21 protein-coding genes and 1 pseudogene are annotated in these 23,671 nt (G+C 67.1%); 21 read left to right on the top strand and 1 reads right to left on the bottom strand.

The features are described from left to right. Positions 1-2 precede the first annotated feature (2 nt). Positions 3-845: a type I methionyl aminopeptidase gene (gene map / locus V3B48_RS02400; protein ID WP_080291753.1), complete on the bottom strand. Its 843-nt coding sequence runs from the start codon at positions 843-845 to the stop codon at positions 3-5. A 173-nt stretch (positions 846-1,018) separates the two neighbouring features. On the opposite strand from map, the gene V3B48_RS02395 reads away from it, so the two are divergent. The 21 genes and pseudogenes from V3B48_RS02395 to V3B48_RS02295 all read left to right on the top strand — a co-directional run bounded on the left by V3B48_RS02395 (position 1,019) and on the right by V3B48_RS02295 (position 23,531). Continuing rightward, entirely contained in the window at positions 1,019-1,549 is a 531-nt protein-coding gene (locus V3B48_RS02395; protein ID WP_032127934.1) for a spore coat U domain-containing protein, read from the top strand. Further along, positions 1,549-2,298: a molecular chaperone gene (locus V3B48_RS02390; RefSeq protein WP_049399527.1), complete on the top strand. Its 750-nt coding sequence runs from the start codon at positions 1,549-1,551 to the stop codon at positions 2,296-2,298. Before V3B48_RS02395 ends, V3B48_RS02390 begins: the two co-directional genes overlap by 1 nt. Before the next feature lie 7 nt (positions 2,299-2,305). Beyond that, positions 2,306-4,684, top strand: a complete 2,379-nt coding sequence (locus tag V3B48_RS02385) for a fimbria/pilus outer membrane usher protein (protein WP_329893085.1) — start codon at positions 2,306-2,308, stop codon at positions 4,682-4,684. Beyond that, positions 4,681-5,718, top strand: coding sequence for a spore coat U domain-containing protein (locus V3B48_RS02380; RefSeq protein ID WP_329893084.1), 1,038 nt, complete (start codon positions 4,681-4,683; stop codon positions 5,716-5,718). The genes V3B48_RS02385 and V3B48_RS02380 overlap by 4 nt, the downstream gene beginning before the upstream one ends. 290 nt (positions 5,719-6,008) lie before the next feature. Further along, positions 6,009-6,227 (top strand): hypothetical protein, encoded by a 219-nt coding sequence (locus V3B48_RS02375; protein ID WP_329893126.1) that lies wholly within the window; start codon positions 6,009-6,011, stop codon positions 6,225-6,227. Further along, positions 6,227-6,925 (top strand): molecular chaperone, encoded by a 699-nt coding sequence (locus tag V3B48_RS02370; RefSeq protein WP_329893083.1) that lies wholly within the window; start codon positions 6,227-6,229, stop codon positions 6,923-6,925. Before V3B48_RS02375 ends, V3B48_RS02370 begins: the two co-directional genes overlap by 1 nt. Positions 6,926-7,144: 219 nt before the next feature. Then, positions 7,145-7,951: a 30S ribosomal protein S2 gene (gene rpsB / locus V3B48_RS02365; protein WP_005408748.1), complete on the top strand. Its 807-nt coding sequence runs from the start codon at positions 7,145-7,147 to the stop codon at positions 7,949-7,951. A gap of 126 nt (positions 7,952-8,077) precedes the next feature. After that, positions 8,078-8,953 (top strand): translation elongation factor Ts, encoded by an 876-nt coding sequence (tsf, locus tag V3B48_RS02360; protein ID WP_032127939.1) that lies wholly within the window; start codon positions 8,078-8,080, stop codon positions 8,951-8,953. 258 nt (positions 8,954-9,211) lie between these two features. Beyond that, positions 9,212-10,750 carry a GGDEF domain-containing protein gene (locus tag V3B48_RS02355; RefSeq protein WP_132809702.1) on the top strand — a complete coding sequence of 513 codons (1,539 nt, stop codon included), beginning with the start codon at positions 9,212-9,214 and terminating at the stop codon, positions 10,748-10,750. Positions 10,751-10,871: 121 nt separating this feature from the next. Next, positions 10,872-11,600 (top strand): UMP kinase, encoded by a 729-nt coding sequence (gene pyrH / locus V3B48_RS02350; RefSeq protein ID WP_005415854.1) that lies wholly within the window; start codon positions 10,872-10,874, stop codon positions 11,598-11,600. A gap of 96 nt (positions 11,601-11,696) precedes the next feature. Beyond that, positions 11,697-12,251, top strand: coding sequence for a ribosome recycling factor (gene frr, locus V3B48_RS02345; RefSeq protein ID WP_014036506.1), 555 nt, complete (start codon positions 11,697-11,699; stop codon positions 12,249-12,251). Positions 12,252-12,256: 5 nt separating this feature from the next. After that, positions 12,257-13,024 carry a polyprenyl diphosphate synthase gene (uppS, locus tag V3B48_RS02340; protein WP_032127943.1) on the top strand — a complete coding sequence of 256 codons (768 nt, stop codon included), beginning with the start codon at positions 12,257-12,259 and terminating at the stop codon, positions 13,022-13,024. Further along, positions 13,021-13,857, top strand: coding sequence for a phosphatidate cytidylyltransferase (locus V3B48_RS02335; protein ID WP_010486331.1), 837 nt, complete (start codon positions 13,021-13,023; stop codon positions 13,855-13,857). Before uppS ends, V3B48_RS02335 begins: the two co-directional genes overlap by 4 nt. Positions 13,858-13,859: 2 nt before the next feature. Beyond that, positions 13,860-15,050, top strand: a complete 1,191-nt coding sequence (locus V3B48_RS02330) for a 1-deoxy-D-xylulose-5-phosphate reductoisomerase (RefSeq protein WP_049399539.1) — start codon at positions 13,860-13,862, stop codon at positions 15,048-15,050. Between the two features lie 55 nt (positions 15,051-15,105). Continuing rightward, positions 15,106-16,464: an RIP metalloprotease RseP gene (gene rseP, locus V3B48_RS02325; RefSeq protein WP_032127946.1), complete on the top strand. Its 1,359-nt coding sequence runs from the start codon at positions 15,106-15,108 to the stop codon at positions 16,462-16,464. A 74-nt stretch (positions 16,465-16,538) separates the two neighbouring features. Continuing rightward, complete coding sequence (bamA, locus tag V3B48_RS02320) at positions 16,539-18,902, top strand: outer membrane protein assembly factor BamA (RefSeq protein WP_049436473.1); 2,364 nt, start codon at positions 16,539-16,541, stop codon at positions 18,900-18,902. Between the two features lie 422 nt (positions 18,903-19,324). Then, on the top strand, positions 19,325-20,347 hold the full coding sequence (lpxD, locus tag V3B48_RS02315; protein WP_010486339.1) for a UDP-3-O-(3-hydroxymyristoyl)glucosamine N-acyltransferase: 1,023 nt from the start codon (positions 19,325-19,327) through the stop codon (positions 20,345-20,347). After that, a complete protein-coding gene (fabZ, locus tag V3B48_RS02310) occupies positions 20,344-20,802 on the top strand; it encodes a 3-hydroxyacyl-ACP dehydratase FabZ (RefSeq protein WP_032128326.1) in 459 nt (152 codons plus the stop codon). Before lpxD ends, fabZ begins: the two co-directional genes overlap by 4 nt. Before the next feature lie 16 nt (positions 20,803-20,818). Next, complete coding sequence (lpxA, locus tag V3B48_RS02305; RefSeq protein WP_032128327.1) at positions 20,819-21,610, top strand: acyl-ACP--UDP-N-acetylglucosamine O-acyltransferase; 792 nt, start codon at positions 20,819-20,821, stop codon at positions 21,608-21,610. A gap of 92 nt (positions 21,611-21,702) precedes the next feature. Then, a pseudogene (gene lpxB, locus V3B48_RS02300) lies at positions 21,703-22,866 on the top strand (lipid-A-disaccharide synthase); the annotation flags it as partial. After that, positions 22,863-23,531 carry a ribonuclease HII gene (locus V3B48_RS02295; RefSeq protein WP_049461544.1) on the top strand — a complete coding sequence of 223 codons (669 nt, stop codon included), beginning with the start codon at positions 22,863-22,865 and terminating at the stop codon, positions 23,529-23,531. The pseudogene lpxB and the gene V3B48_RS02295, both read left to right, overlap by 4 nt. The last annotated feature ends 140 nt before the right edge of the window (positions 23,532-23,671 follow it).

Raw genomic sequence — 23,671 nt, 5'->3', positions numbered from 1 at the left:
CCTCAGGAGACCTGCGACTCGCCCGGCGACAGGGTCAGCACGTCCACGCCGGTCTCGGTGACCGCGATCATGTGCTCCCACTGTGCCGACAGCTTGCGGTCCTTGGTCACCACGGTCCAGCCATCCGGCAGCACCTTGTTGTAGCGGGTGCCCTCGTTGATCATCGGCTCGATGGTGAAGGTCATGCCAGGCTGCAGCACCAGGCCCTGGCCCGGGCGGCCGTAATGCACCACCTGCGGTTCATCGTGGTAGACCTTGCCGATGCCGTGGCCGCAGTACTCGCGCACCACGCTGAAACGCTCGCCTTCGGCATAGCTCTGGATGGCATGGCCAATGTCGCCCAGGGTCGCGCCCGGACGCACCGCGCGGATGCCGCGCCACATGGCTTCGTAGGTGGTTTCCACCAGGCGGCGGGCCATCACCGACGGGGTGCCGACGAAGTACATGCGGCTGGTGTCGCCGTGCCAGCCATCCTTGATGACGGTGACGTCGATGTTGATGATGTCGCCATCCTTGAGCACCTTCCCTTCGCTGGGGATGCCATGGCAGATGACGTTGTTGACCGAGGTGCACACGGTCTTCGGGAAGCCGCGGTAGCCGACGTTGGCCGGAACGGCGCCCTGCACGTTCACGATGTGGTCGTGGCAGATGCGGTCCAGTTCCTCGGTGGTGACACCGGGCTTGACGTGGGGGGTGACGATGTCGAGCACTTCGCTGGCCATGCGGCCGGCGATTCGCATCATCTCGATTTCCTGCGGGGTTTTCAGATTCACGCTCATGGCCCCCATTATCGCCGATCCGGCCGCAATCTGAACGAACGCCACCCAACTGGCGATCCGGGCCATGCACGGTTCCGGCAAGGAAAGTGAAAGCGTGATCGTCGCCACCCTTTCGCCTCACTGTTTATCACGGAATACAGACACTTACGCCACCTAAGCTGGGGTCACCGTCGCCGAAGCGGTGCCGAACGTGCCGCCTTCGCCTTGTTCAACGGACCTTCGGGTCAGGGAGGTTGTCCATGCGATCCGCGCTTCGTTCCCCGCTTGCCTGGGCCCTGGCCGGGGTCCTGCTGTCCGGCCCGGCCCTGGCCGCAGACACCACCACCTTCAATGTCACCCTGGTGGTGACCAAGGCCTGCACGATCACGGCTGCTGCCGCCACCAACGTTGACTTCGGCACGGCGGCCTCGACCACCGCGACCCCCACCCTGGGTCAGGGCACGGTGACCGCCCAGTGCTCGGCACTGACCCCGTACACGATTTCACTGAATGCGGGTGCCAATGCCAGCACCGCCAATGACGTCACCACTCGCCGGATGAAGAACACCAACGCCGCGGTGACCGCCAACAACTACGTCGGCTACCAGCTCTACCAGGACGCCGCGCACACCCTGGTCTGGGGTGCCACCTCCGGCACCAACACCCAGGCTGGCATCGGCACCGGCCTGGCCGTGCCCTACATCGTCTACGGCCAGATCCTGAACCTGAGCACCAACAACCCGGCGACCGGCAACTACCTGGATACGGTTACCGCCACGATCACCTATTGATGGAGCACGCCCGCATGGCCGGACCCCGCCCGTGGCGCGCCACCGGCGTGGCGCTGCTCGTCCTGAGCCTGGTATTCGCCGCCCCGGTCGAAGCCACCAGCCTGCAGGTCGCCCCGACCAGCCTGCAGCTGGAAGCGCGCCAGCGTGCCGGCGAGCTTTGGCTGACCAACAGTGGCACCTCGCCGGTGAAGCTGCAGGTTCGGGTGTTCCGCTGGGTGCAGCAGGACGGCCAGGAGCAACTGCTGCCCACCGATGAACTGGTGGTCACCCCGCCGATGCAGGAACTGGCTGCCGGGCAGCAGCAGCTGGTCCGGGTGATGCGTCCGGACAGGACGCCACCGCCGGCACAGCAGTACTACAGGCTGATTGTCGACGAGGTGCCCGACCTGGCCACCCGCGCCGACGGCATGCAGTTCGTGCTGCGCTATTCGATACCGGTGTTCGTGCAGCCCGCCGCCGGCAAGCTTGCGCCGCAGCTGCAGGCCCGCCTGGTGCAGTTGCCCGATGGCCGCAACGGCGTCGAGGTGGCCAACGCAGGCAACAGCTATGCGCAGATCGCCGATCTTGCGCTGGGCAGCCCCACGCGCCCACGCATCGTGCATCCCGGACTGCTGGGTTACGTGCTGCCCGGGCAGGTGATGCGCTGGCCGATCGAGCGCACGGCGATCGACCGCGACAACGACCAGATCACGGCCAAGCTCAATGGCGAGTCGGAACAGACGCCGCTGTCGCCCCCATCGGCTCGCTGAGGCGTTGATGGGCGCGCTGCTTGCTGCCCTGGCTCCTGCGGCGACCCAAGCCGCCGATGTGTCCGGTGCAGCGGCTACCGCCACCGCCGATGTATCAGGCATCTCCGCCGATGCGATGCTGCCACCGCCCACACCGTTGACCGCCAACCAGACGCTGTACCTGGACGTTTCGCTCAACAGCACCCCACGCGGACTGCTGCCTTTCATCGAGAACCGTGGCCGCCTGCAGGCCAGCCCCGACGTACTGCGCCAGCTCGGCTTCAACGCCCACGGCGATGCACCGGTGTACCTGGACCAGATCAGCGGCGCGGTGGTGCGCTATGACGCACGCCTGCAGACCCTGGCGCTGGACGTGCCACTGGACCAGCTGACCCTGCCAACCACCGTGCTCAGCCGCCCGCAGACACGCGCGCCCGCAGGCAGTGCCTCACCCGGACTGCTGCTCAACTACGACGTGTATGGCAGCCGGGTGGATACGCTGGGCAACCTCAGCCTGAGCTCCGAACTGCGCCTGTTCGGCGTCGGCAACGGCACCTTCGAAAACACCGCGGTCAGCAGGCGCTACCAGCAGCCTGGCGACCGTCGCTGGCGAGGGGAGAGCGTGCGCCTGGATACGCGCTGGAGCCTGGATTTCCCCGACCAGGCGATGACGCTGGAGGTCGGCGATTTCTACAGCGGCTTCGTCGACTGGACCCGTCCGGTGCGCCTGGGTGGCCTGCAGATCGGTCGCAACTACGGCCTGCAGCCCTATCGCGTGCTGACCCCCACGCCCAGTTTCCTCGGCCAGGCGGTGGTGCCGTCCACGGTCGAGCTGTACGTCGATGGCCTGCGCCAGTACAGCGGCCAGGTCCCGGTCGGCCCGTTCCAGCTGGCCGCACAGCCGGGGATCAGCGGCACCGGCAGCGCACAGGTGGTGGTGACCGATGCGTTCGGCCGCATGCAGACCCTGGATTTCAGCTTCTATGGCACCCAGCAACTGCTGGCCAAGGGCCTGTCGGACTGGTCGGTCGGTGTTGGCCAACTGCGCGAGGACTTCGGCCAACGCTCCTTCGCCTACGACGACCGCACCGTGGCCAGTGCCAGCTGGCGCGGTGGCATCAGTGACACGTTCACCGGCGAAGCGCATGCCGAAGGTGGTGGTGGCCTGGCCCAGGCCGGCATCGGCGGCTGGTGGCTGCTGGGTGGCGCGGGCGTGTTCAACGCCGCCTATGCGCACAGTGACTATCACGGCCTGCAGGGCGGGCAATGGGCACTGGGCTACAGCTGGAACAACCGCCGACTCAACGTCAATCTGCGCACCGTGCGCAGCCATGGTGATTACCGCGACCTGGGCGCACTGCAGGGCAACCTGCCACCCAGCATCAGCGAACAGGCCACGGTCGGCGCCGACCTGCTGCGGCTGGGCACGCTCAGCGCCAGCTACCTGCGCCTGCGCTACCCCGATGGCGAAGACAACCGCTACGCCAGCCTGTTCTGGTCGCGTACCTGGAGCCAGCGCTGGTCAGCCTACCTCTCGGTGAACCAGAACCTGGACCAGAGTGATGACCGCAGCATCTATCTGTCGGTGACGGCCAGCCTGGGCAACAACCGCCAGGCCAGCCTGTCCAGCCAGCGCAATGGCGACAGCCAGACGTGGGTGGCCGACGTCACCCAGCCGGTGCCCGGTGATGGCAGTGCAGGCGGCATCGGTTGGCGCGCGCAGGTGCGCCACGGCGAGGACGGCAGTGGCGGCCTGGCCGAAGTCGGCATCCTCAATGACGTCGGCCGCTACTCCTTCGGCGCCTCGCGCCAGGGCGGGCTCAACTATGCCTACGGCAGCGCCAGTGGCAGCCTGGTCTGGATGGGCGGGCACGCGTTCGCCACCCGCGAGGTCTCCGATGCATTCGCGGTGATCAGCACCAATGGTGTCGGTGGCGTGCCGGTGCGGCTGGAGAACCGCCTGATCGGCGTCACCGATGATCGTGGCCTGTTGCTGGTCAGCCCGCTGCTGTCCTGGCAGCGCAACCGGGTCTCGATCGACACCCTGGACCTGCCCGAGGACATGCGTGCCGACCGCATCGAGGACTGGGTGACGCCGCGCCAGCGCGCTGGGACCCACGTGACATTCCAGTTGCGCTCGCGGCCCTCTCTGAGCCTGACGCTGCAGAGCATGGACGGGCAGCCGCTGGAAGTGGGCAGCGAAGTGCAGTTGCCCGGCGGACGCCAGGCCACGGTGGGCTATGACGGCCTGCTGTATCTGGAAGACGTCGCTGCCGGCAGCGTGCTGTACATCACCACCAGCCGCGGCCAGTGCCGGGTGAAGGTACCCGAGCAGCCCAAGGTAGTGGCGTCCGGCGCCCGGCCGAAGCCGGCACCGCTGCCGTGCATCCCGGAGGTGGCGCCATGAGAGTGCTGCTGCTCGGCATGCTGCTGTTCGCCGGCCTGCTCGCGGCACTACCGGCCCAGGCGACAGCGGTCTGCACGGCAACCGCGAACCCGACCCTGCCGTTCGGCAACATCAACAGCAACGCTCCCGGCCCTACGGCGGCGACGCTGAACATCACGGTGACCTGCACCACCGCCGCACTGAGCCTGCTGGCCACCACCGGCGTCCGCGTCTGCGTGGGGATCGGCGCAGGCAGTGGCGGCGGCAGCAGCTCCACCTTCCGCACGATGTCCACTTCCACCAGCGACACCATGAATTTCCAGCTCTACAACAACGCCAGCTACGGCCAGGTCACCGGCCTGGTGCCACGCGGCACGCCGCCGGCGCAGGAACTGACCATGAGCTACAACGTGCCGCTGCTGACCGGCGGCAGCGGTGCGCAGTCCGTGCAGCTGTTCGCGCAGATCCCCGCCAACCAGATCCTCGCTTCGGGTGCTTACAGCAGCACCTTCAGTGGCGCCAACGTGGTGCTCACCTGGGCCTGGAATGAAGTCCTGCTCGGCAACGCCACCGTGCCGGCCGCCTGCAACGGCGGCGCAACCGGCACCAACAGCGCCAGTGCGGCCTTCAGCTTCACTGCCACTGCCAACGTGCTGCCGCAATGCGGCAGCTACGTCACCACCAACATGGACTTCGGCAACGTCACCGGCAGCATTCCCGCCAACATCGACCGGACCGCCACGCTCACGCTGACCTGCCTGAAGAACACCGCCTACCAGATCAGCCTCAACAACGGCCAGAACAACCCCGCCGCCTCCACCACCCGGCGCATGGCCACCACCATTGGCAGCGGCACCTACTACCTCCCCTATGAGCTGTACCGCGACGCCGCGCGCAGCCTGCGCTGGGGCAATACCCTCAATGTCGATACCGTTGGCGGCACCGGAAGTGGCAGCGCGCAGCAGCTGACCATCCATGGCCGGGTGCCGCCGGTCACCGGCCAACCCCCGGCCGGTACCTACAACGATCTGGTGCAGGTGACGATCACTTACTGACCTGTGTGCCGACCAACGGTCGGCATCCACCGGGATGGATTGGAATCGTCGGCACCCACCGGGGTGGGTTTGGAATCGTCGGCACCCACCGGGGTGGGTTTGGAATCGTCGGCACCCACCGGGGTGGGTTCCGGTAGATCCACGCCGTGCGTGGATGCGCGCATCCCTCCTGCGCCAGGACCAGTCGACTGGCAGTCGAGCCTACAGATTCGGCCGATCCGGCCGATACCGCGCAACGGGTCCTACAGTACGGTGGATGGCAGGTGGTTCGCGCACTTCTGATCGGGGCGATGCTGGTCGCCAGTACGCCCGCGTGGGCCGATCCCGGCAGCACCTCCCTGCAGATCCGGCTGACCGTGGTCGAGGGCTGCAGCGGTGATGCCGGCAACACCCGATGCGCGGCACCGCACCGGCGCAGCGACGCGCCCGAGCTTCCGCAACAGATCCGCGACCTCGCGCCGCCGGCCGACAGCGACGACGCGGCGCCTGCCGTGACCCTCATCTACTGATGCGCATCCTGCTGAGCCTGCTGGCACTGCTGCTGGCACTGCCCGCTGCGGCGCTGGACCTGGTGCCCACCACCCTGCAGCTGCCCGCCGAAGGGGGGCACGGCGAGCTGTGGCTGTACAACCCCGGGCCCGGCCGCTGGCAGGGCGAGGTTCGGATCCTGGCCTGGGAACAGCAGGTCGATGCGGAAAAGCTGCGGCCCAGCGACCAGATCCTGGCCAGCCCCGCCCGGCTCGACCTCCCTCCCGGCACCCGTCAACGCATCTGGCTGCTGCCTCGGGAGACGTCGCCCGTTGCCGTCGAGCAGGCCTACCGGGTGATCCTGAGCCCCAGCGGACCGGGCCTGCCACGCTACTCGCTGCCCTTGTTCCGGGGGCATGCGGCGCCCCTGGCGCGGCCGGACCTGCATGCCGGGATCGAGCCCGGCACGTCGCAGCCTCTTCTGCGACTGCGCAACGCAGGTACCGTACACGCGCGCCTGCACGATCTTGCGTTCGTCGCCGGCGATGGACGCCGCACCCTGCTGCTGCCGGGACTTGCCGGCTACCTGCTGGCGGGCCGGGAACGCCGCTGGGCCCTCCCCGTCCATGCCGACGGCTATGCCGGTGGCCATTTCCAGGCCCGGCTGCAGGACGGCCGCGTGGTCGCTCTGACCGCGCCGGACCCGGCAATTGCAGCGAGCGCTCCCAGCGGGCTATAATCGACCGGATTCCTGCCGCCTGCGTGCGCGGGAGACCGTCCACACCGGACGTCACCGGTGAATCCACACCTGCTGCCCCCATCCGTGCCGGGGTGCTCCGCAAGGAGTTCGGCCACGGAGGCAACAGGGAAGCCCAACCCCGGAACCATCCGCGCTTCCACGCGTCCCGCATACCTATCCCGCGGGCGGAATCGCCGGTTCCATATCAGGAGTATTGCAATGCCCCAGGTCACCATGCGTCAGATGCTGGAAGCCGGCGTCCACTTCGGCCACCAGACCCGCTACTGGAACCCGAAGATGGCTCCGTACATCTTCGGCGCCCGCGGCAAGATCCACATCATCAACCTGGAAAAGACCGTCCCGCTGTTCAACGATGCGATGAACTTCATCTCGTCGGTTGCCCAGAAGCGCGGCACCGTCCTGTTCCTGGGCACCAAGCGCAGCGCCCGCGAAACCATCAAGGAAGAAGCCGAGCGTTGTGGCATGCCGTTCATGAACCAGCGTTGGCTGGGCGGCACCCTGACCAACTTCCGTACCGTCAAGCAGTCGGTTGCCCGCCTGAAGGAACTGGAAGCCGGTGAAACCGACGGCACCTTCGAGAAGCTGGTCAAGCACGAAGTGCTGGGCCTGCGTCGCGAGCGCGACAAGCTGGAAGCCTCGCTGGGCGGCATCAAGGACATGAACCGTCTGCCGGACGCCATCTTCGTGATCGACATCGGCCACGAAGACATCGCGATCAAGGAAGCCAAGAAGCTGGGCATCCCGGTCATCGCCGTGGTCGACACCAACTACAACCCGGAACTGGTGGACTACGCCATCCCGGGCAACGACGACGCCATCCGCGCTGTGCAGCTGTACGCCCGCGCCGCTGCCGACGCCGTGCTGGAAGGCAAGGCTGCTGCGCCGCACGCTGCTTCGGTGCGTGAGGAAGAGTTCGCCGAAGCCGCTGCTGAAGGCGAAGAGAAGCCGGCCCGCCGCGCTCCGGCCAAGAAGGCTGCCAAGAAGGGCGACGACGCCCAGGCCTGATCCAGGCCCCGGGGTGGACGCCCGGCGTCCACCCTCCCTGCGCGCAGCCTTTGGCGCGTGACAGGACCGTGTCACACGGGCCGGCCACCATGCCGGCCCAACCCCTTTCTTTCGTGAGGTAATCCCGTGGAAATCACTGCTTCCCTGGTCAAGGAACTGCGCGAGCGCACCGGCGCCGGCATGATGGAATGCAAGAAGGCTCTCACCGAAGCCAACGGCGACATCAACGCTGCTGCTGAAGCCATGCGCAAGTCCGGCGCTGCCAAGGCCGACAAGAAGGCTGACCGCGTGGCCGCCGAAGGCCGTCTGGGCCTGGCCCAGGATGGCGGCAAGGCCGTGCTGGTCGAAGTCAACTCGGAAACCGACTTCGTCGCCAACGATGACAACTTCAAGTCCTTCGTCAATGCCGTCGCCGCTGCCGCCCTGGCATCGGGCGCCAACGATGTCGAAGCCGTGAAGGCTGCCAAGCTGGCCGATGGCCGCACCGTTGAAGAAGCCCGCGCCACCGCCGTGCAGACCCTGGGTGAAAACATCCAGATCCGTCGCATGGTGAAGGTTGATGGCAACAACACCATCGGCGCCTACGTCCACACCAACGGCAAGGTTGGCGTGCTGGTCGACCTGGTCGGCGGCGACGTCGAGCTGGCCCGTGGCCTGGCCATGCACGTGGCAGCCCTGAAGCCGCCGCACAACAAGGCTGCGGACGTCCCGGCCGAGTTCGTCGAGAAGGAAAAGGAAATCGAGCTGGCCAAGATGTCCGAAAAGGACAAGGCCAAGCCGGCCGAGATCCTGGAAAAGATCATCAGCGGCAAGATCAACAAGATCGTCAGCGACGTGACCCTGTACGGCCAGACCTACGTGCTGGGCGACACCACCGTCGAGCAGGTGGTCAAGGCCGCTGGCGCCGACGTGGCGGGCTTCAAGCTGCTGATCGTCGGCGAAGGCATCGAGAAGGTGGTGGAAGACTACGCCGCTGAAGTTGCCAAGGCGATGCAGGTCTGATTCCAGCCTTCCGGCTGTGAAGCGATCAGAAGGAGCCGCGGGAAACCGCGGCTCTTTTTTTATGTATGGGCCAAGGGATGAACCCATGCCCCATCGGCGGGTGCGCACCGTTGGTGCGCACAACCGGCACCTTTGCGTTGCGCGCGAATCAAGCCGATACTCGGCGCAGGGAATCCACAGTCACATAGCAGGAACGAAAATCGCGGACTGTGATGCATTCCTAGGTATTCTTGTCCCAATGGAATTGAACGACCCGACATGCCTCCCGAGCTGACAGCTGCCCTGGCGCTCTGCCGCAACCTGCCCTCGCCACCCGGTATTGCCCTGCGCATCATCGAGCTGGCCCAGGACCCGGAAGCGGACATCGCCACCGCCGCCGACATCATCGCCATCGACATGGCGCTGAGCGCTCGCATGCTGCGCATCGCCAATTCACCGCTGTACGCCAGCCGCCGCCGCATCGAGAACCTCGGCCAGGCGCTGACCATGCTCGGCCTGAATGCCACGATCAGCCTCGCCCTCGGCTTCACCGTCACCCAGGGCCTGACCGGTGGCGGCGGTGCCGACCACGACCTGCGCCAGCGCGCGTGGAAGCGCAGCATTCTCAGCGCCCTGGCCGCCAGCCAGCTGGGCCAGGCACGCGGCCTGCGCCGGCTGGAGGAACTGATGCTGGCCGGGCTGCTGCAGGACCTGGGCGTGCTGTGCCTGGCCCAGGCCGAATCGGAGCGCTACCTGCCACTGCTGCGCGAAGCCCGTGACAATACCGATCTGGTCGCACGCGAGCGCGAGGAACTGGGCTGCAGCCACGCCGATGTCGGCGCCTGGGTGGCCGAACAGTGGGGCCTGCCGCGCTACCTGGTGGAAAGCATCAGCCACAGCGAGGACGACGACGCTGCCGATTCGCCGTTCCAGGCCTGCGTGCAGCTGTCCGGCGCTGTTGCCGACATCTGGCTGGACGAAGACGCCGATGCCGCCCGCGAACGCGCTCTGCACCAGGTGCATGACCGGCTGGAGCTCGACAGCGCCCGTTTCGATCAGGTGCTGACCCGCATCAGCGATGCCCTTCCGGATATCGCCAGCCTGTTCGAGGCCGGCCTGAACTCGCCCTCGCGGGTCCGTGAGCTGATCGACCACGCGCAGGAACTGGCCACCCTGCGCAACCTGCGCGAGCTGCAGGATGCCGATCAGGCACGCCGCCGCGCCGACGAATTCGAGGCGCGGGCCAAGCGCTTGGCCGACCAGGCCCACCGCGACGCCCTGACCGGCGTGCTCAACCGCCGCCAGCTGGAGGCGGTGCTGGAACAGGAGTTCCTGCGCGCCGGGCGCCAGGGCTGGCCGCTGTCGGTGGCCTTCATCGACCTGGACGACTTCAAGAAAATCAATGATGCCCACGGCCACCTGACCGGCGACGAGGTGCTGCGCGCCTTTGCCGGCAAGCTGCAGGGCCAGCTGCGCAACAGCGACACCGTGGCCCGCTTCGGTGGCGAGGAATTCGTCGCGCTGCTGCCCAACACCAGTGAATCGGTGGCGCTGGACGTGATCCGGCGTGTGCTGGCCAACATCGTCGCCACGCCGATGGCCGAGCTGGAGGAAGGCCCGCTGTTCGTCACCTTCTCCGCCGGCGTGGCCACCCAGGGCGGCTACGAACGCTTTGCCGACGTGCAGGACCTGCTGCGCGCAGCCGACGATGTGCTGTACCGCTCGAAGAACCTGGGCCGCAACCGGGTGATCGCCCGCTCCCCCGGCGCCCTCGGCCACGACGAGCTTTCAGCCACCGCCGGCGCCGAGCTGGGCTGAACGGGACGCCCCGCGTGAGCGGGGCGGACGGCAGGATTTCGCGCCGCAGTGCACAAAACACTTTGGCCCAACGCCGCATGCGCGTAGAATCGCCCGCGATTTCCACGCACCCGAGGTCCCTATGTCCAAGCTCGCCTATCGCCGCATCCTTCTGAAACTGTCCGGGGAGGCGCTGATGGGAGATGAGGACTACGGCATCGACCCGAAGATCATCAATCGCCTGGCCCGTGAGGTCATCGAAGCCCAGCAGGCCGGTGCCGAAGTGGCGCTGGTGATCGGCGGCGGCAACATCTTCCGCGGCGCCGGCCTGGCCGCTGGCGGCATGGACCGGGTCACCGGCGACCAGATGGGCATGCTGGCCACGGTCATCAATGCCCTGGCCATGCAGGACGCTCTGGAAAAGCTGGGCGCCAAGGCCCGCGTGATGAGCGCGATCAAGATCAACGACGTGTGCGAGGACTACATCCGCCGCCGCGCCATCCGCCACCTGGAAAAGGGCCGCCTGGTGATTTTCGCCGCCGGCGTCGGCAGCCCGTTCTTCACCACCGACTCCGGCGCCGCGCTGCGTGCGATCGAGATCGGTGCCGACCTGCTGCTGAAGGCCACCAAGGTCGATGGCGTGTACGACAAGGACCCGAACAAGCACAGCGACGCGGTCCGCTTCGACAGCCTGAGCTACGACGAAGTGATCCGTCGCGGCCTGGAAGTGATGGATACCGCCGCCTTCGCACTGGCCCGCGACAGCGACCTGCCGATGCGCGTGTTCGACATGGGCCAGCCGGGCGAGCTGCTGAAGATCCTCAACGGCGCGAACATCGGCACCCTGGTCCAGGGCCGCGACCCGGCCTGAGCCTGAGTCCCAGGCGACAACCGGGCCGATTCAGGCCCGGCAGCGTCCCGTATTCGCCTATAATCGCCCGATTCCAGTTACACCCAGGACCGGGCGATGCTCAACGACATCAAGAACAACGCGCAGACGCGCATGGCCAAGAGCATCGACGCTCTGAAGCACACCCTCACCTCGATCCGCACCGGCCGCGCCACCCCGGCCCTGCTGGACCGCGTCACGGTCAGCGCCTATGGCAACGCCAGCACCCCGCTGAACCAGGTCGCGTCGATCTCCAACGCCGACGCCCACTCGCTGCTGGTCACGCCGTTCGACAAGAGCATGATCAAGGAGATCGAAAAGGGTCTCTACAACGCCGAGTTCACCCCGAATACCCTGGGCACCGCGATCCGCATCAACATGCCGCCGCCGACCGAAGAGCGCCGCAAGGAGCTGGCCAAGCAGGTGCAGAAGGAAGGCGAAGGCGCCAAGATCGCGATCCGCAACATCCGTCAGGACGCGAACAAGGAAATCGCCAAGCTGGTCAAGGACAAGGCGATCAGCGAAGACGAGAAGAAGCGTGGCGAAGACGACATCCAGAAGCTGACCGACGCCAACATCAAGGACGTCGACAAGGTCGTCGCCGACAAGGAAAAAGAACTGCTGTCGGTCTGAAGTCGATGCCTTCAGTCCCGCCTCCATTGCCGGCCGCCCTGCCCCGCCACATTGCCATCATCATGGATGGCAATGGACGCTGGGCACAGCAGCGCCGTCGTCCGCGCGTGATCGGCCACCGGGCCGGCGCGCGTGCGGTCAACCGCACCATCGAGCGCTGCCTTGAGCTGGGCATTCCGGCGCTGACCCTGTTCGCGTTTTCCAGCGAGAACTGGGGCCGGCCGCAGGAAGAAGTCGATGCGTTGATGAAGCTGTTCCTCGGCGCGCTCGACCGCGAAGTGGACGAGCTGCATCGGCGTGGCGTGCGCGTGCGCTTCATCGGCGAGCGCGAACGCTTCGGTGCCGGGCTGGTCAGCCGCATGCAGCTGGCCGAGCAGCGCACCGCAGACAACACCACCCTGACCCTGTCGATCGCCGCCAGCTACGGTGGCCGCCAGGACATCGCCCGTGCCGCGCGCGCGCTGGCCGCTGAAGTCGCCGCCGGCCGCCTGCTGCCCGAACAGATCGACGAATCGCTGCTGGGCAGCCAGGTCGCCCTGGCCGACCTGCCGCCACCGGACCTGTTCATCCGCACCGGTGGCGACACCCGCATCAGCAACTTCCTGCTGTGGCAGCTGGCGTACACCGAGCTGTGGTTCACCGAGGCACTGTGGCCAGACTTCGATCCCGCCCTGCTGCAGCAGGCGCTGGACGCCTACGGCAGCCGTGAGCGTCGTTTCGGCCTGACCAGCGCCCAGATCGCCGCACTGGCCACCGAGACTTCCAGCCCATGACCAAGACCCGAGTCCTTGCCGCGCTGATCATGGCGCCGGTCGCCATTGCCGCGATCCTGCTGCTGCCGACCCAATGGCTGGCAGCGGCGGCCGCTGCGGTGCTGCTGATCGGCCTGTGGGAGTGGCTGAAGCTGGCCGGCATCGAAGACACCCTGGCGCGCACCGTGCTGCTGGTACTGAACCTGCTGCTGATGGTGCTGCTGGTGTGGGCCGATGGCAGCACGCTGGTGCTGTTCCAGATCACCACATTGGCCGGTGTTGCCTGGTGGTTGGCGGCGCTGGTCTGGCTGCGCTTCTTCAATTTCGGCGCGCAGCCGTCGGCACCCTCGCGCATCGTGAAGATGCTGGCCGGTACGCTGGCCATCGTTCCGGCCTGGGCCGCGCTGGTGCTGATCCATGCCGGCGGCGATCCGCCGGGCAAGCAGGGCCACCTGTGGCTGCTGGCTGCGCTGGCACTGGTCTGGGCGGCCGATTCGGGCGCCTATTTCGCCGGCCGTCACTTCGGCAAGCACAAGCTGGCCCCGCGCATCAGCCCCAACAAGACCTGGGAAGGCCTGTTCGGCGGCCTGCTGGCCGGTGTCGCCGTGGCGGTCGGCCTGGGCTGGCTGGCCGGCATCGATACCGCACACCTGCCGGGCCTGCTGATCACTTCGGTGGTGGCGGTGTTCGCCTCGGTGCTGGGTGATCTGTTCGAAAGCCTGATCAAGCGCCACGCGGGCGCCAAGGACTCGGGCCACCTGATTCCGGGCCATGGTGGCGTACTCGACCGTGTCGACGGCGTCCTGGCTGCAGTGCCGGTGTTCGCACTCGGCAAGGAAATCTTCGGGTTCTGACCATGAATGCTGTCGCAGACCTGCGCCGGGTCGCCGTATTCGGCGCCACCGGCTCGATCGGTGCCTCCACGCTGGACGTGATCGCCCGCCACCCGCAGCGCTACCAGGCCACCGTGCTGGCCGCCGGTCGTCAGGTGCAGGCGTTGCTGGCACTGTGCCGCCAGCACCGGCCCGCGCACGCGGTGATCGCCGACGAATCGCTGTTCGCTGAGCTGCGCGATGGCCTGCGCGATGCCGGACTGGCCACCGAGGCGCATGCCGGCCATGCCGCGCTGGACCAGCTGGCCGCCAGCGATGCCTGCGACACCGTGGTCGCCGCCATCGTCGGTGCGGCCGGGCTGTCTTCCACCCTGGCCGCCGCCGCCGCGGGCAAGCGCATCCTGCTGGCCAACAAGGAATCGCTGGTGCTGGCCGGTGAGCTGCTGACCCGCACCGCTGAACGCGCCGGCGCCGAGATCATCCCGATCGACAGCGAACACAGCGCGATCTTCCAGTGCCTGCGCTCGCGCGATGCCAGCGTGGATGGCGCCGGCGTGCGCCGGATCCTGCTGACCGCCTCCGGCGGCCCGTTCCGTGGCCGCAGCCGCGCCGAACTGGCCCAGGTCACCCCGGCCCAGGCCGTTGCCCACCCGAAGTGGTCGATGGGGCCGAAGATCTCGGTCGATTCGGCGACGTTGATGAACAAGGGCCTGGAAGTGATCGAGGCCCACCACCTGTTCGGCATCCCCGGTGAGCGCATCGAAGTGCTGGTGCACCCGCAAAGCCTGGTCCACTCGCTGGTCGAGTTCGTGGACGGCTCAACCCTGGCGCAGATGGGCCTGCCGGACATGCGCACCACACTGGCCGTTGGCCTGGGCTGGCCACAACGCATTGAATCGGGCGTATCCGGGCTGGATCTGCTGGCCCAGGGCCGGCTCGATTTCGAGGCCCCGGACACCGACGCCTTCCCCTGCCTGGCCCTGGCCTGGCAGGCGATGCAGGCCGGCGGCACCGCCCCGGCGGTGCTGAACGCTGCCAATGAAGAGGCGGTTTCAGCGTTTCTTCAGGGCCGGATCGGTTTCCTGACCATCCCGGAGCTGGTTGCTAACGCTCTTTCAACACTGCCGACCCAGCCAGCCGATACACTGGAGGTCCTGTTGTCCGCCGACCAGCGGGCACGCCAGCTGACCCTGAACGCCATCGACGCCGCCTGAACGACCGCCTCGCCCAGCATGACGACGCCGCCCCTGCCCGCCACTGTGAGCCTGCATGACTGACTTCATCGGATCGGTCTGGTGGATGATTGTCAGCCTCGGGCTGCTGGTCACGTTCCACGAGTTCGGGCATTACTGGGTCGGGCGCCTGTGCGGGGTCAAGATCCTGCGCTTCTCGGTCGGCTTCGGCCGGCCGCTGTGGTCGCGCCGGGACAGGCACGGCACCGAGTTCGCCATCGCCGCCATCCCGCTGGGCGGTTATGTGAAGTTCCTGGACGAGCGCGAGGTCGAAGTGCACCCGCACGAGCGCGGCCAGGCCTTCAACCACAAGACCGTCTGGCAGCGCATCGCCATCGTCGCCGCCGGACCGATCGCCAACCTGCTGCTGTGCATCCTGCTGCTGTGGGCGATGTTCGTGATCGGCAAGCAGGATTATTCGCCGACCATCGGCCGTGTCAGCGGCATCGCCGCCAGCGCCGGCCTGACCAGCGGCGACCGCGTGCTGCGCGTGGACGAGCGCCCGGTGGTCACCCTCGGCGAGGCCAGCATGGCGCTGACCGCCGCCGCGATGGACCGCCGCGACGTGAAGCTGGAAGTGCTGGACCCGGCCGACCAGGTGCGCGTGCGCAGCCTGCCGCTGTCGCAGCTGCCCCCCGGCTTCGATGAACGGCGCGTGCCGATCCTGGCTGGCCTGTACTGGCAGTCGTGGCTGCAACCGGCGCTGGTCGAGTCACTCACCGCAGACTCCGTGGTGGCAGGGCAGCTGCAGCCGGGCGATCTGATCGTAGCGATCGACGGCCAGCGCATCGACGGCGCCGACCAGGTCATCGGCGAGATCCAGACGCTGGGCCGCGCCGGCGGCCCGGGCATGATCGAGGTCCTGCGGGGCGGCGAGCGCCTGGCGCTGGAAGTCACCCCGCGCCAGGGCAAGGATTCAAAGGGCGAGCCGATCTGGCAGATCGGCGTGCAGTTCCCGACCTCGTTCAGCCCTCCCTACGACACCCTGCTGCGCTATGGCCCGCTCGACGCGGTCACCGTGGCCGTGCGCGAAACCGGCCGCCTGGCGGCCGATTCGCTGGGCATGATGGGCCGCATCGTCACCGGCAAAGCCTCGCTGCAGAACGTTTCCGGACCCGTCACCATCGCCCGGGTAGCCAACATCTCGGCCAAACGCGGCCTGGACTGGTTCCTGCAGTTCCTTGCCCTGCTGTCACTCAGCCTGTGCATCATCAACCTGTTGCCGATCCCGATCTTGGACGGCGGCCACCTGCTGTATTACCTTATCGAGTTGGTCAAGGGCAGCCCGCTGAGCGAGCGTGCCATCGCCGCCGGCCAGTACATCGGCCTGGCGTTGCTGGCCGGGCTGATGGGGTTGGCGTTCTACAACGACATCCTCGGCCTGGTCCCGCGATGAACTTTTCCACGTTGTTGCCGTCTACAGCGTCGGCATCCCGCACCAATGAAATCGACCTTCCTACCGGACGTGACATGACGCGACTCCCCAATCGCCGCCTGCTGGCCCTCGCCCTCGCCGCCGTCACCGGCGCTCCCGCCCTGGCCCAGGCAGCCGAGCCCTTCACTGTCAGCGACATCCGCGTGGATGGCCTGCAGCGCATCAGCTCGGGCACGGTATTCACCTACCTGCCGGTGGAGCGTGGCGAGACGGTCACCGACAACAAGGTCGGCGAGACCATCCGCGCCCTGTACAAGACCGGCTTCTTCGAAGACGTGCAGCTGGACCGCCAGGGCAGCATCCTGGTGGTGACCGTCAAGGAACGCCCGGCGATCAACAAGCTGACCGTGACCGGCAACAAGGACATCAAGTCCGAGCAGCTGCTCAAGGGCCTGTCCGACATCGGCCTGACCGAGGGCGGCACCTTCGATCGCCTGAGCCTGGACCGCGTGACCCAGGAACTGCGCCGCCAGTACAACGACCGCGGCAAGTACAACGTCGAGATCACCCCGACGGTGAGCCCGCTGGACCGCAACCGCGTGGACATCGCGATCGCCATCAAGGAAGGCAAGGCGGCCAAGATCCGTCACGTCAACCTGGTCGGCACCGAGAAGTTCGAGAGCAAGGACATCCTGGAGACCTGGGAGTCCAAGGAGCACAACTGGGCATCGTGGTACCGCCGTGACGACCAGTACTCCAAGGAAAAGCTGTCCGGCGACCTGGAAAAGCTCAATTCCTGGTACCTCGACCGCGGCTATGTCGACTTCAGCATTGATTCGACCCAGGTGTCGATCAGCCCCGACAAGCGCGACATGTTCCTCACCGCCGGCGTGACCGAAGGTGCGCAGTACAAGATCTCCGAGATCAAGGTCAGCGGCGACACGATCCTTCCGCAGGAGGACGTCGAGCGCATGGTGATCCAGAAGTCCGGCGACACGTTCTCGCGTGCGCTGCTGGAATTCAGCTCGGACACCATCACCAACTCGCTGTCCAACATCGGCTACGCGTTCGCCAAGGTGAACCCGATCCCGACCACCAACCGCCCCGAGCAGACCGTGGCGATCAACATGCAGGTCGTGCCCGGCCCGCGCGTATCGGTGCGTCGCATCCTGTTCCGTGGCAACACGCGTACGTCCGACGAAGTGATGCGTCGCGAAATGCGCCAGTTCGAGAACAGCTGGTACTCGCAGGCCGCGATCGACCGCTCCAAGATCCGCCTGCAGCGCCTGGGCTACTTCGAGTCGGTGGACGTTGAAACCCCGGCCGTGAGCGGCAGCAACGACCAGGTCGACGTCGTCTACAACGTCAAGGAAACCACGTCCGGCAGCTTCGTGTTCGGCCTGGGCTACTCGCAGTCCTACGGCATGACCACCTCGGTGCAGCTGTCGCAGAACAACTTCCTCGGCGGCGGCAACCGCGTGTCGGTCGAAGCCTCGCGCAGCAGCTACCTGCAGCGCTACGGCTTCAGCTACACCAACCCGTACTTCACCGATGACGGCGTGTCGCTGGGCTACAACCTGTCCTGGCGCGAATTGGACTACTCCGACTTCAACACCGCGCAGTACAACAGCACCAATGGTTCGGCGCAGGTGGTGTTCGGCGTGCCGATCACCGAGACCGATACCGTCTCGCTGATGTTCGGCATCGACAGCAACCAGATCACCACCTACCAGGGCTCGACCCCGCAGTCGATCATCGACTACATCAACGCCGTCGGTAAGCGCACGTTCCATGCATGGCGCACCGAGCTGGGCTGGGCGCGCGACTCGCGCAACGACTACTTCATGCCGACCCGCGGTACCTACCAGCGCATCGGCCTGGAAACCACGCTGCCGGGTTCGACCATCGAGTACTACAAGCTGAACTACCAGATCAGCAAGTACTGGCCGATCATGCCGTCGCTGGTGATCAACACCCGTGCCGAAGTGGGCTACGGCGATGCCTATGGCAACGACTACACCCGCACGCTGACCAACCCGGACGGCACCACCCGTACGGTGACCGCCAGCGGCCTGCCGTTCTTCGAGAACTTCTACGCCGGCGGTACCAACTCGGTGCGCGGCTTCGAAGACAACACCCTCGGCCCGCGCGAAGTCACCAACGGCTACCCGGAAGGCCAGCCGCTGGGTGGTTCGCTGAAGACCGTCGGTTCGGTCGAAGCCTACTTCCCGCGCCTGTTCGACAGCCCGTCGGCACGCGTGTCCGCCTTCGTCGACTTCGGTAACGTCTACAACGGCACCAAGAACTTCAAGGCCAACGAACTGCGCGTGTCCACCGGTGTGGCCCTGCTGTGGCGCGCCCCGGTCGGCCCGATCTCGATCAGCTACGCCTTCCCGCTGAAGAAGGAAGACGATGACAAGATCGAACGTCTGCAATTCACGTTCGGTGGCCAGTTCTGAGGAACGTCGTTCCTCAGAACTGATCCACCTCCGGTGAATTGCCCGCGCATTTCACCTATCCCCCGCGCCGCTGGCGCGCCCCCCCTTAACAAAGGGGGGCTCTCCACCAGACGGGATGCGAAGCGCCGGGCTCTGCCCGGCGTTTTCGTTTTACTTGCTCGCCGCCCGCCGTTACTTCCCGCGCTCGCGTGAAATCATCTGGTGATGGCGCAGGGGGCTGACCAGGACCGTTGGCGCCATGGATGGCGAGGGCGCTGGGGGGTCACCAGCACGTTGGGCCCCGTGTTTGGGCCCATCGAGCCCCCAGGGATGGGTTTACGGCGAGTCCTGGGCAGCCCCCTGCGCCATCACCCCGGGACATCAGGCAGGCGCCGCTTTTGACCCCGCATGACCGCAATGCCGTCACACGTTAAACTCCCGCCGTGAATACTCCCACCTACACCGCCCAGCAACTCGCCGAGCAGTTCGGCCTGCAGGTCCATGGCGACCCCGCCACCGCCATCCATGGCGTGGCCACCCTCGCCCATGCCGGTCCTGGCCAGCTGACCTTCCTCGCCAACCCGCGCTACCGCGCCCAGCTGGCCGACAGCCAGGCCTCGCTGGTAGTCCTGCGTGCCGACGACGCCGAGGCCGCCCCCGGCGCCGCGCTTGTGGCCAAGGACCCGTACACCACCTTCGCCAAGATCGCCGCGCTGTTCGACATCGCGCCGACGCGCCCGCCGGGCATCCACCCCAGCGCCGTCATCGATCCCAGCGCGCAGGTCGCCGCCAGCGCGCATATCGGCCCGTTCGTCTCCGTCGGCGCACGCAGCGTGGTCGGCGAAAACTGCATCATCGGCACCGGCAGCGTGATCGGCGAAGACTGCAGCCTGGACAACGGCTGCGAGTTGATCGCGCGGGTCACCCTGGTCACCCGGGTCAAGCTCGGCAAGCGGGTTCGTGTGCATCCCGGTGCCGTGCTCGGCGCCGATGGCTTCGGCCTGGCCATGGACGCCGGCAAGTGGATCAAGGTGCCGCAGCTCGGCGGTGTGCGCATCGGCGATGACTGCGAGATCGGCGCCAACACCTGCGTCGACCGCGGTGCGCTGGAAGACACCGTGCTGGACGAAGACGTGCGCCTGGACAACCTGGTGCAGATCGCGCACAACGTGCAGATCGGCGCGCACTCGGCCATCGCCGGCTGCACCGGCATCGCCGGCAGCGCCAAGATCGGCCGCTACTGCCTGCTCGGCGGCCACGTCGGCGTGGTCGGCCACCTCGAGATCTGCGACAAGGTCGTGATCACCGGCAAGTCGGTGGTCCGCAATTCCATCCATGAGCCGGGCGAGTACTCGTCCGGCACCCCGTTGACCGACAACCGCACGTGGCGCAAGAACGCCGCGCGCTTCAAGCAGCTGGACGCATTGGCTCGCCGCGTCCTGGCTGCTGGCAAGGAGAAAGAATGAACGACACGCTGCAGCTTCCGATCGACGTCTGCCAGATCCAGGAACTGCTCCCGCACCGCTACCCGTTCCTGCTGGTGGACCGGGTGCTTGAGCTCGACATCGACGCCAAGCGCATCCTTGCGCAGAAGAACGTCAGCATCAACGAGCCGTTCTTCCAGGGCCACTTCCCGGGCCGCCCGATCATGCCCGGCGTGCTGATCATCGAAGCGCTGGCGCAGGCCGGTGGCGTGATGACCCAGCTCACGCTCGGCCGTGACTCGCAGTCCAAGCTGTTCTACATGGTCAAGGTGGAAAACGCCCGCTTCAACAAGCAGGTCGTTCCCGGCGACGTGCTGATGCTGGATGTGCAGATGAAGCGCCTGATCCGCAACATGGGCTGGTACTACGGCGAAGCCAAGGTCAACGGTGAAGTCGTTGCCTCGGCCGAAGTCATGTGCGCCGGCGCCAAGGGCTGATCCACTGGAGGCAGGAATGACTGACAACGCACCGCGGATCCACCCGACCGCCGTCATCGACCCGGCCGCGCGCCTGGCCGATGACGTCCAGGTGGGCGCGTTCACCCTGATCGGGGCCGATGTGGAAATCGGTGCCGGCACGGTGATCGGCCCCCACTGCAGCATCCACGGCCCGACGAAGATCGGCCGCGACAACCGCTTCATCGGCCACGCAGCCGTCGGTGGCGAACCGCAGGACAAGAAGTATGCAGGGGAGCGCACCGAGCTGGTGATCGGCGACCGCAATGTGTTCCGCGAGTTCGTCACGCTGAACCGTGGCACCGGCGGCGGCGGCGGCATCACCACCATCGGCGACGACAACTGGATGCTGGCCTACACGCACGTGGCGCATGACTGCCATGTCGGCAACTTCTGCGTGTTCTCCAACAACACCACCCTGGCCGGCCACGTGACCGTGGGTGACTACGTGATCATCAGCGGCTTCGCCGGGGCCCACCAGTTCTGCCGGATCGGCGCGCATGCCTTCCTCGGCATGGGCGCGCTGACCAATGGCGATGTTCCGCCGTTCACCATGGTCGGCACCGATTCGTTGGGCCGCCCGCGCGGCATCAACAGCGAAGGCCTGAAACGCCGCGGCTTCGACGCCGAGCGCATTTCCGCCATCAAGCGTGCCTACCGCACGCTGTACGTGGCGGGCCTGCCACTGGCCGAAGCCAAGGTGCAGCTGACCGAACAGGCGCGCGACAGCGATGACGTGAAGGCCATGCTGGACTTCATCGAGCACGCCGAGAGGCCCTTGCTGCGATGAGCAGCACGACCGGCCAGGCGCCGGCCGGCGCCGCCGTGATTCCGCTGGCCTCGATGGCCGGCAGCGTCCCCGCGCAGCGGGTGCTCAGCGAGCGCCCCTTGCGGATCGCGCTGGTGGCCGGTGAGGCCTCCGGTGATCTGCTGGGTGCGGGACTGGTGCGCGAACTGAAGGCACGCTTTCCGAATGCCGAGTTCGCCGGCATCGGTGGCGATGCCATGCGCAGCGCCGGCTGCCTGACCTGGCACGATGCCAGCGAGCTGGCGGTGATGGGCCTGACCGAAGTACTGCGCCACCTGCCACGCCTGCTCAAACTGCGTTCCGCGTTTCGCCAGCGTGCGCTGGAATGGCAGCCGGACGTGTTCATCGGCATCGACGCGCCCGACTTCAACCTGGGCATCGAACGCTGGCTGAAGCAGCGCGGCGTGCGCACCGTGCATTACGTGAGCCCCTCGGTCTGGGCCTGGCGCGAGAAGCGCGCCGAGAAGATCGGCAGCAGCGCCGACCTGGTGCTGTGCCTGTTCCCGATGGAACCGCCCATCTATGCCAAGCACGGCATCGACGCGCGTTTCGTTGGCCATCCGATGGCCGATGACATCCCCCTGCAGGGCAACCGCGAGGAAGCGCGCGCCGCGCTTGGCCTGCCGACGTCAGCCAAGGTGCTGGCGGTGTTGCCAGGCAGCCGCCTGGGCGAAATCTCGCGCCTCGGTGAACCCTTCTTCGAAGCCGCCTGGCAGGTCTCCGAGCGCATCCCCGGCCTGCACGTGGTGGTGCCTGCCGCCAACGCCGCATGCAAGCGGCTGATCGAAGAGCAGCTGTCGCGCTCGGCGCTGCCGGTCGCGTACTCGCATGTGCTCGACGGCCAGGCGCGCAACGCCATGATCGCGGCCGACGTGGTGGTGCTGGCGTCCGGTACCGCGACCCTGGAGGCGATGCTGGTGAAGCGGCCTATGGTGGTCGGCTACCGTGTCAACGAGCTGACCTACCGTCTGGTCAAGGCATTCGGCCTGATCAAGGTCGACCGCTTCGCCCTGCCCAACATCCTGGCCGGCCAGGACCTGGCACCGGAGCTGATGCAGCATGACTGCACGCCGGACAAGCTGGCTGCGGCCATCCAGCAATGGTTCGACCACCCGCAGCGGGTGACCGACCTGCAGGACACCTATGCCCGCCTGCATGAGCGCCTGCGCCGCAATGCGTCTGCACGTGCCGCCGACGCCGTCGGCGAGCTGCTGATGCGCGACCAGGCCCAGGCATGAGCCGCCGCCACGCCGCAGCGGCCAGCCTGACCCTGTTCGATGGCGCGGCGGTGGTCGAGCCGGAGCGCCTGGTCGCCGGCGTCGACGAAGCCGGTCGTGGCCCGCTGGCCGGGCCGGTCGCGGTGGCGGCCGTGGTGTTCGACCCGGCACGGCCGCGCATCAACGGCCTGGACGATTCCAAGCAGCTGACCGCGGCGCGCCGCGAGCAGCTGCATGACCGCATCATCGAGCGCGCCCTGGCCTGGCATGTGGTGCTGGTGGACGTGGACACCATCGACCGTCTGAACATCTACCAGGCCACCCTGCAGGGCATGCGCGACGTGGTCGCAGCGGTCGCCCACGTGGCCGGCTTCGCGCGCATCGATGGCAACGTGGTGCCCAAGGGTCTGGTACTGCCGGCGCAGGCGCTGGTCGGCGGCGATGGCATCGACCGCGCGATCATGGCCGCCTCGATCCTGGCCAAGGTCTCGCGCGACCGCTACATGCAGGAGGTGCATGCCCGCCATCCGCAGTACGGCTTCGAGCAGCACAAGGGCTACGGCACCCCGGCCCACCTGGCCGCCCTGCGCGAGCACGGCCCCTGCGTGGAGCACCGGCGCAGCTTCGCCCCGGTGCGCGAGTGCCTGGAAACAGCGCCAGCCCCCGCGATCACAGCCATCGCTTGAACAACGGCTGCCGGGTATCGTCCGGCGCTTTCACGGCAATGTGAACGCCTCCGCTGGCGCCGGGCCATGCCCGGCGACATTCGCGCAATCGGCGCACCGTCAAGTCCTTGTCGCTTCCCCCTGCCCTCGCTACCCTGACC

Source organism: Stenotrophomonas sp. SMYL20, from assembly GCF_036320045.1.
In the GTDB taxonomy this organism is placed as follows: domain Bacteria; phylum Pseudomonadota; class Gammaproteobacteria; order Xanthomonadales; family Xanthomonadaceae; genus Stenotrophomonas; species Stenotrophomonas maltophilia_A.
Note: the sequence above shows the minus strand (reverse complement) of the source record. Positions and strands in the feature narration are given on the sequence as shown.

Coding starts and splice junctions, on each gene's coding strand:
- map (WP_080291753.1), bottom strand. CDS start 845: ATGGCCCGGATCGCCAGTTGGGTGGCGTTCGTTCAGATTGCGGCCGGA.
- V3B48_RS02370 (WP_329893083.1), top strand. CDS start 6,227: ATGCGCATCCTGCTGAGCCTGCTGGCACTGCTGCTGGCACTGCCCGCT.
- V3B48_RS02295 (WP_049461544.1), top strand. CDS start 22,863: ATGAGCCGCCGCCACGCCGCAGCGGCCAGCCTGACCCTGTTCGATGGC.
- V3B48_RS02355 (WP_132809702.1), top strand. CDS start 9,212: ATGCCTCCCGAGCTGACAGCTGCCCTGGCGCTCTGCCGCAACCTGCCC.
- V3B48_RS02330 (WP_049399539.1), top strand. CDS start 13,860: ATGAATGCTGTCGCAGACCTGCGCCGGGTCGCCGTATTCGGCGCCACC.
- rseP (WP_032127946.1), top strand. CDS start 15,106: ATGACTGACTTCATCGGATCGGTCTGGTGGATGATTGTCAGCCTCGGG.
- lpxA (WP_032128327.1), top strand. CDS start 20,819: ATGACTGACAACGCACCGCGGATCCACCCGACCGCCGTCATCGACCCG.
- frr (WP_014036506.1), top strand. CDS start 11,697: ATGCTCAACGACATCAAGAACAACGCGCAGACGCGCATGGCCAAGAGC.
- uppS (WP_032127943.1), top strand. CDS start 12,257: ATGCCTTCAGTCCCGCCTCCATTGCCGGCCGCCCTGCCCCGCCACATT.
- V3B48_RS02390 (WP_049399527.1), top strand. CDS start 1,549: ATGGAGCACGCCCGCATGGCCGGACCCCGCCCGTGGCGCGCCACCGGC.
- V3B48_RS02335 (WP_010486331.1), top strand. CDS start 13,021: ATGACCAAGACCCGAGTCCTTGCCGCGCTGATCATGGCGCCGGTCGCC.
- rpsB (WP_005408748.1), top strand. CDS start 7,145: ATGCCCCAGGTCACCATGCGTCAGATGCTGGAAGCCGGCGTCCACTTC.
- V3B48_RS02395 (WP_032127934.1), top strand. CDS start 1,019: ATGCGATCCGCGCTTCGTTCCCCGCTTGCCTGGGCCCTGGCCGGGGTC.
- V3B48_RS02375 (WP_329893126.1), top strand. CDS start 6,009: ATGCTGGTCGCCAGTACGCCCGCGTGGGCCGATCCCGGCAGCACCTCC.
- pyrH (WP_005415854.1), top strand. CDS start 10,872: ATGTCCAAGCTCGCCTATCGCCGCATCCTTCTGAAACTGTCCGGGGAG.
- fabZ (WP_032128326.1), top strand. CDS start 20,344: ATGAACGACACGCTGCAGCTTCCGATCGACGTCTGCCAGATCCAGGAA.
- V3B48_RS02380 (WP_329893084.1), top strand. CDS start 4,681: ATGAGAGTGCTGCTGCTCGGCATGCTGCTGTTCGCCGGCCTGCTCGCG.
- bamA (WP_049436473.1), top strand. CDS start 16,539: ATGACGCGACTCCCCAATCGCCGCCTGCTGGCCCTCGCCCTCGCCGCC.
- V3B48_RS02385 (WP_329893085.1), top strand. CDS start 2,306: ATGGGCGCGCTGCTTGCTGCCCTGGCTCCTGCGGCGACCCAAGCCGCC.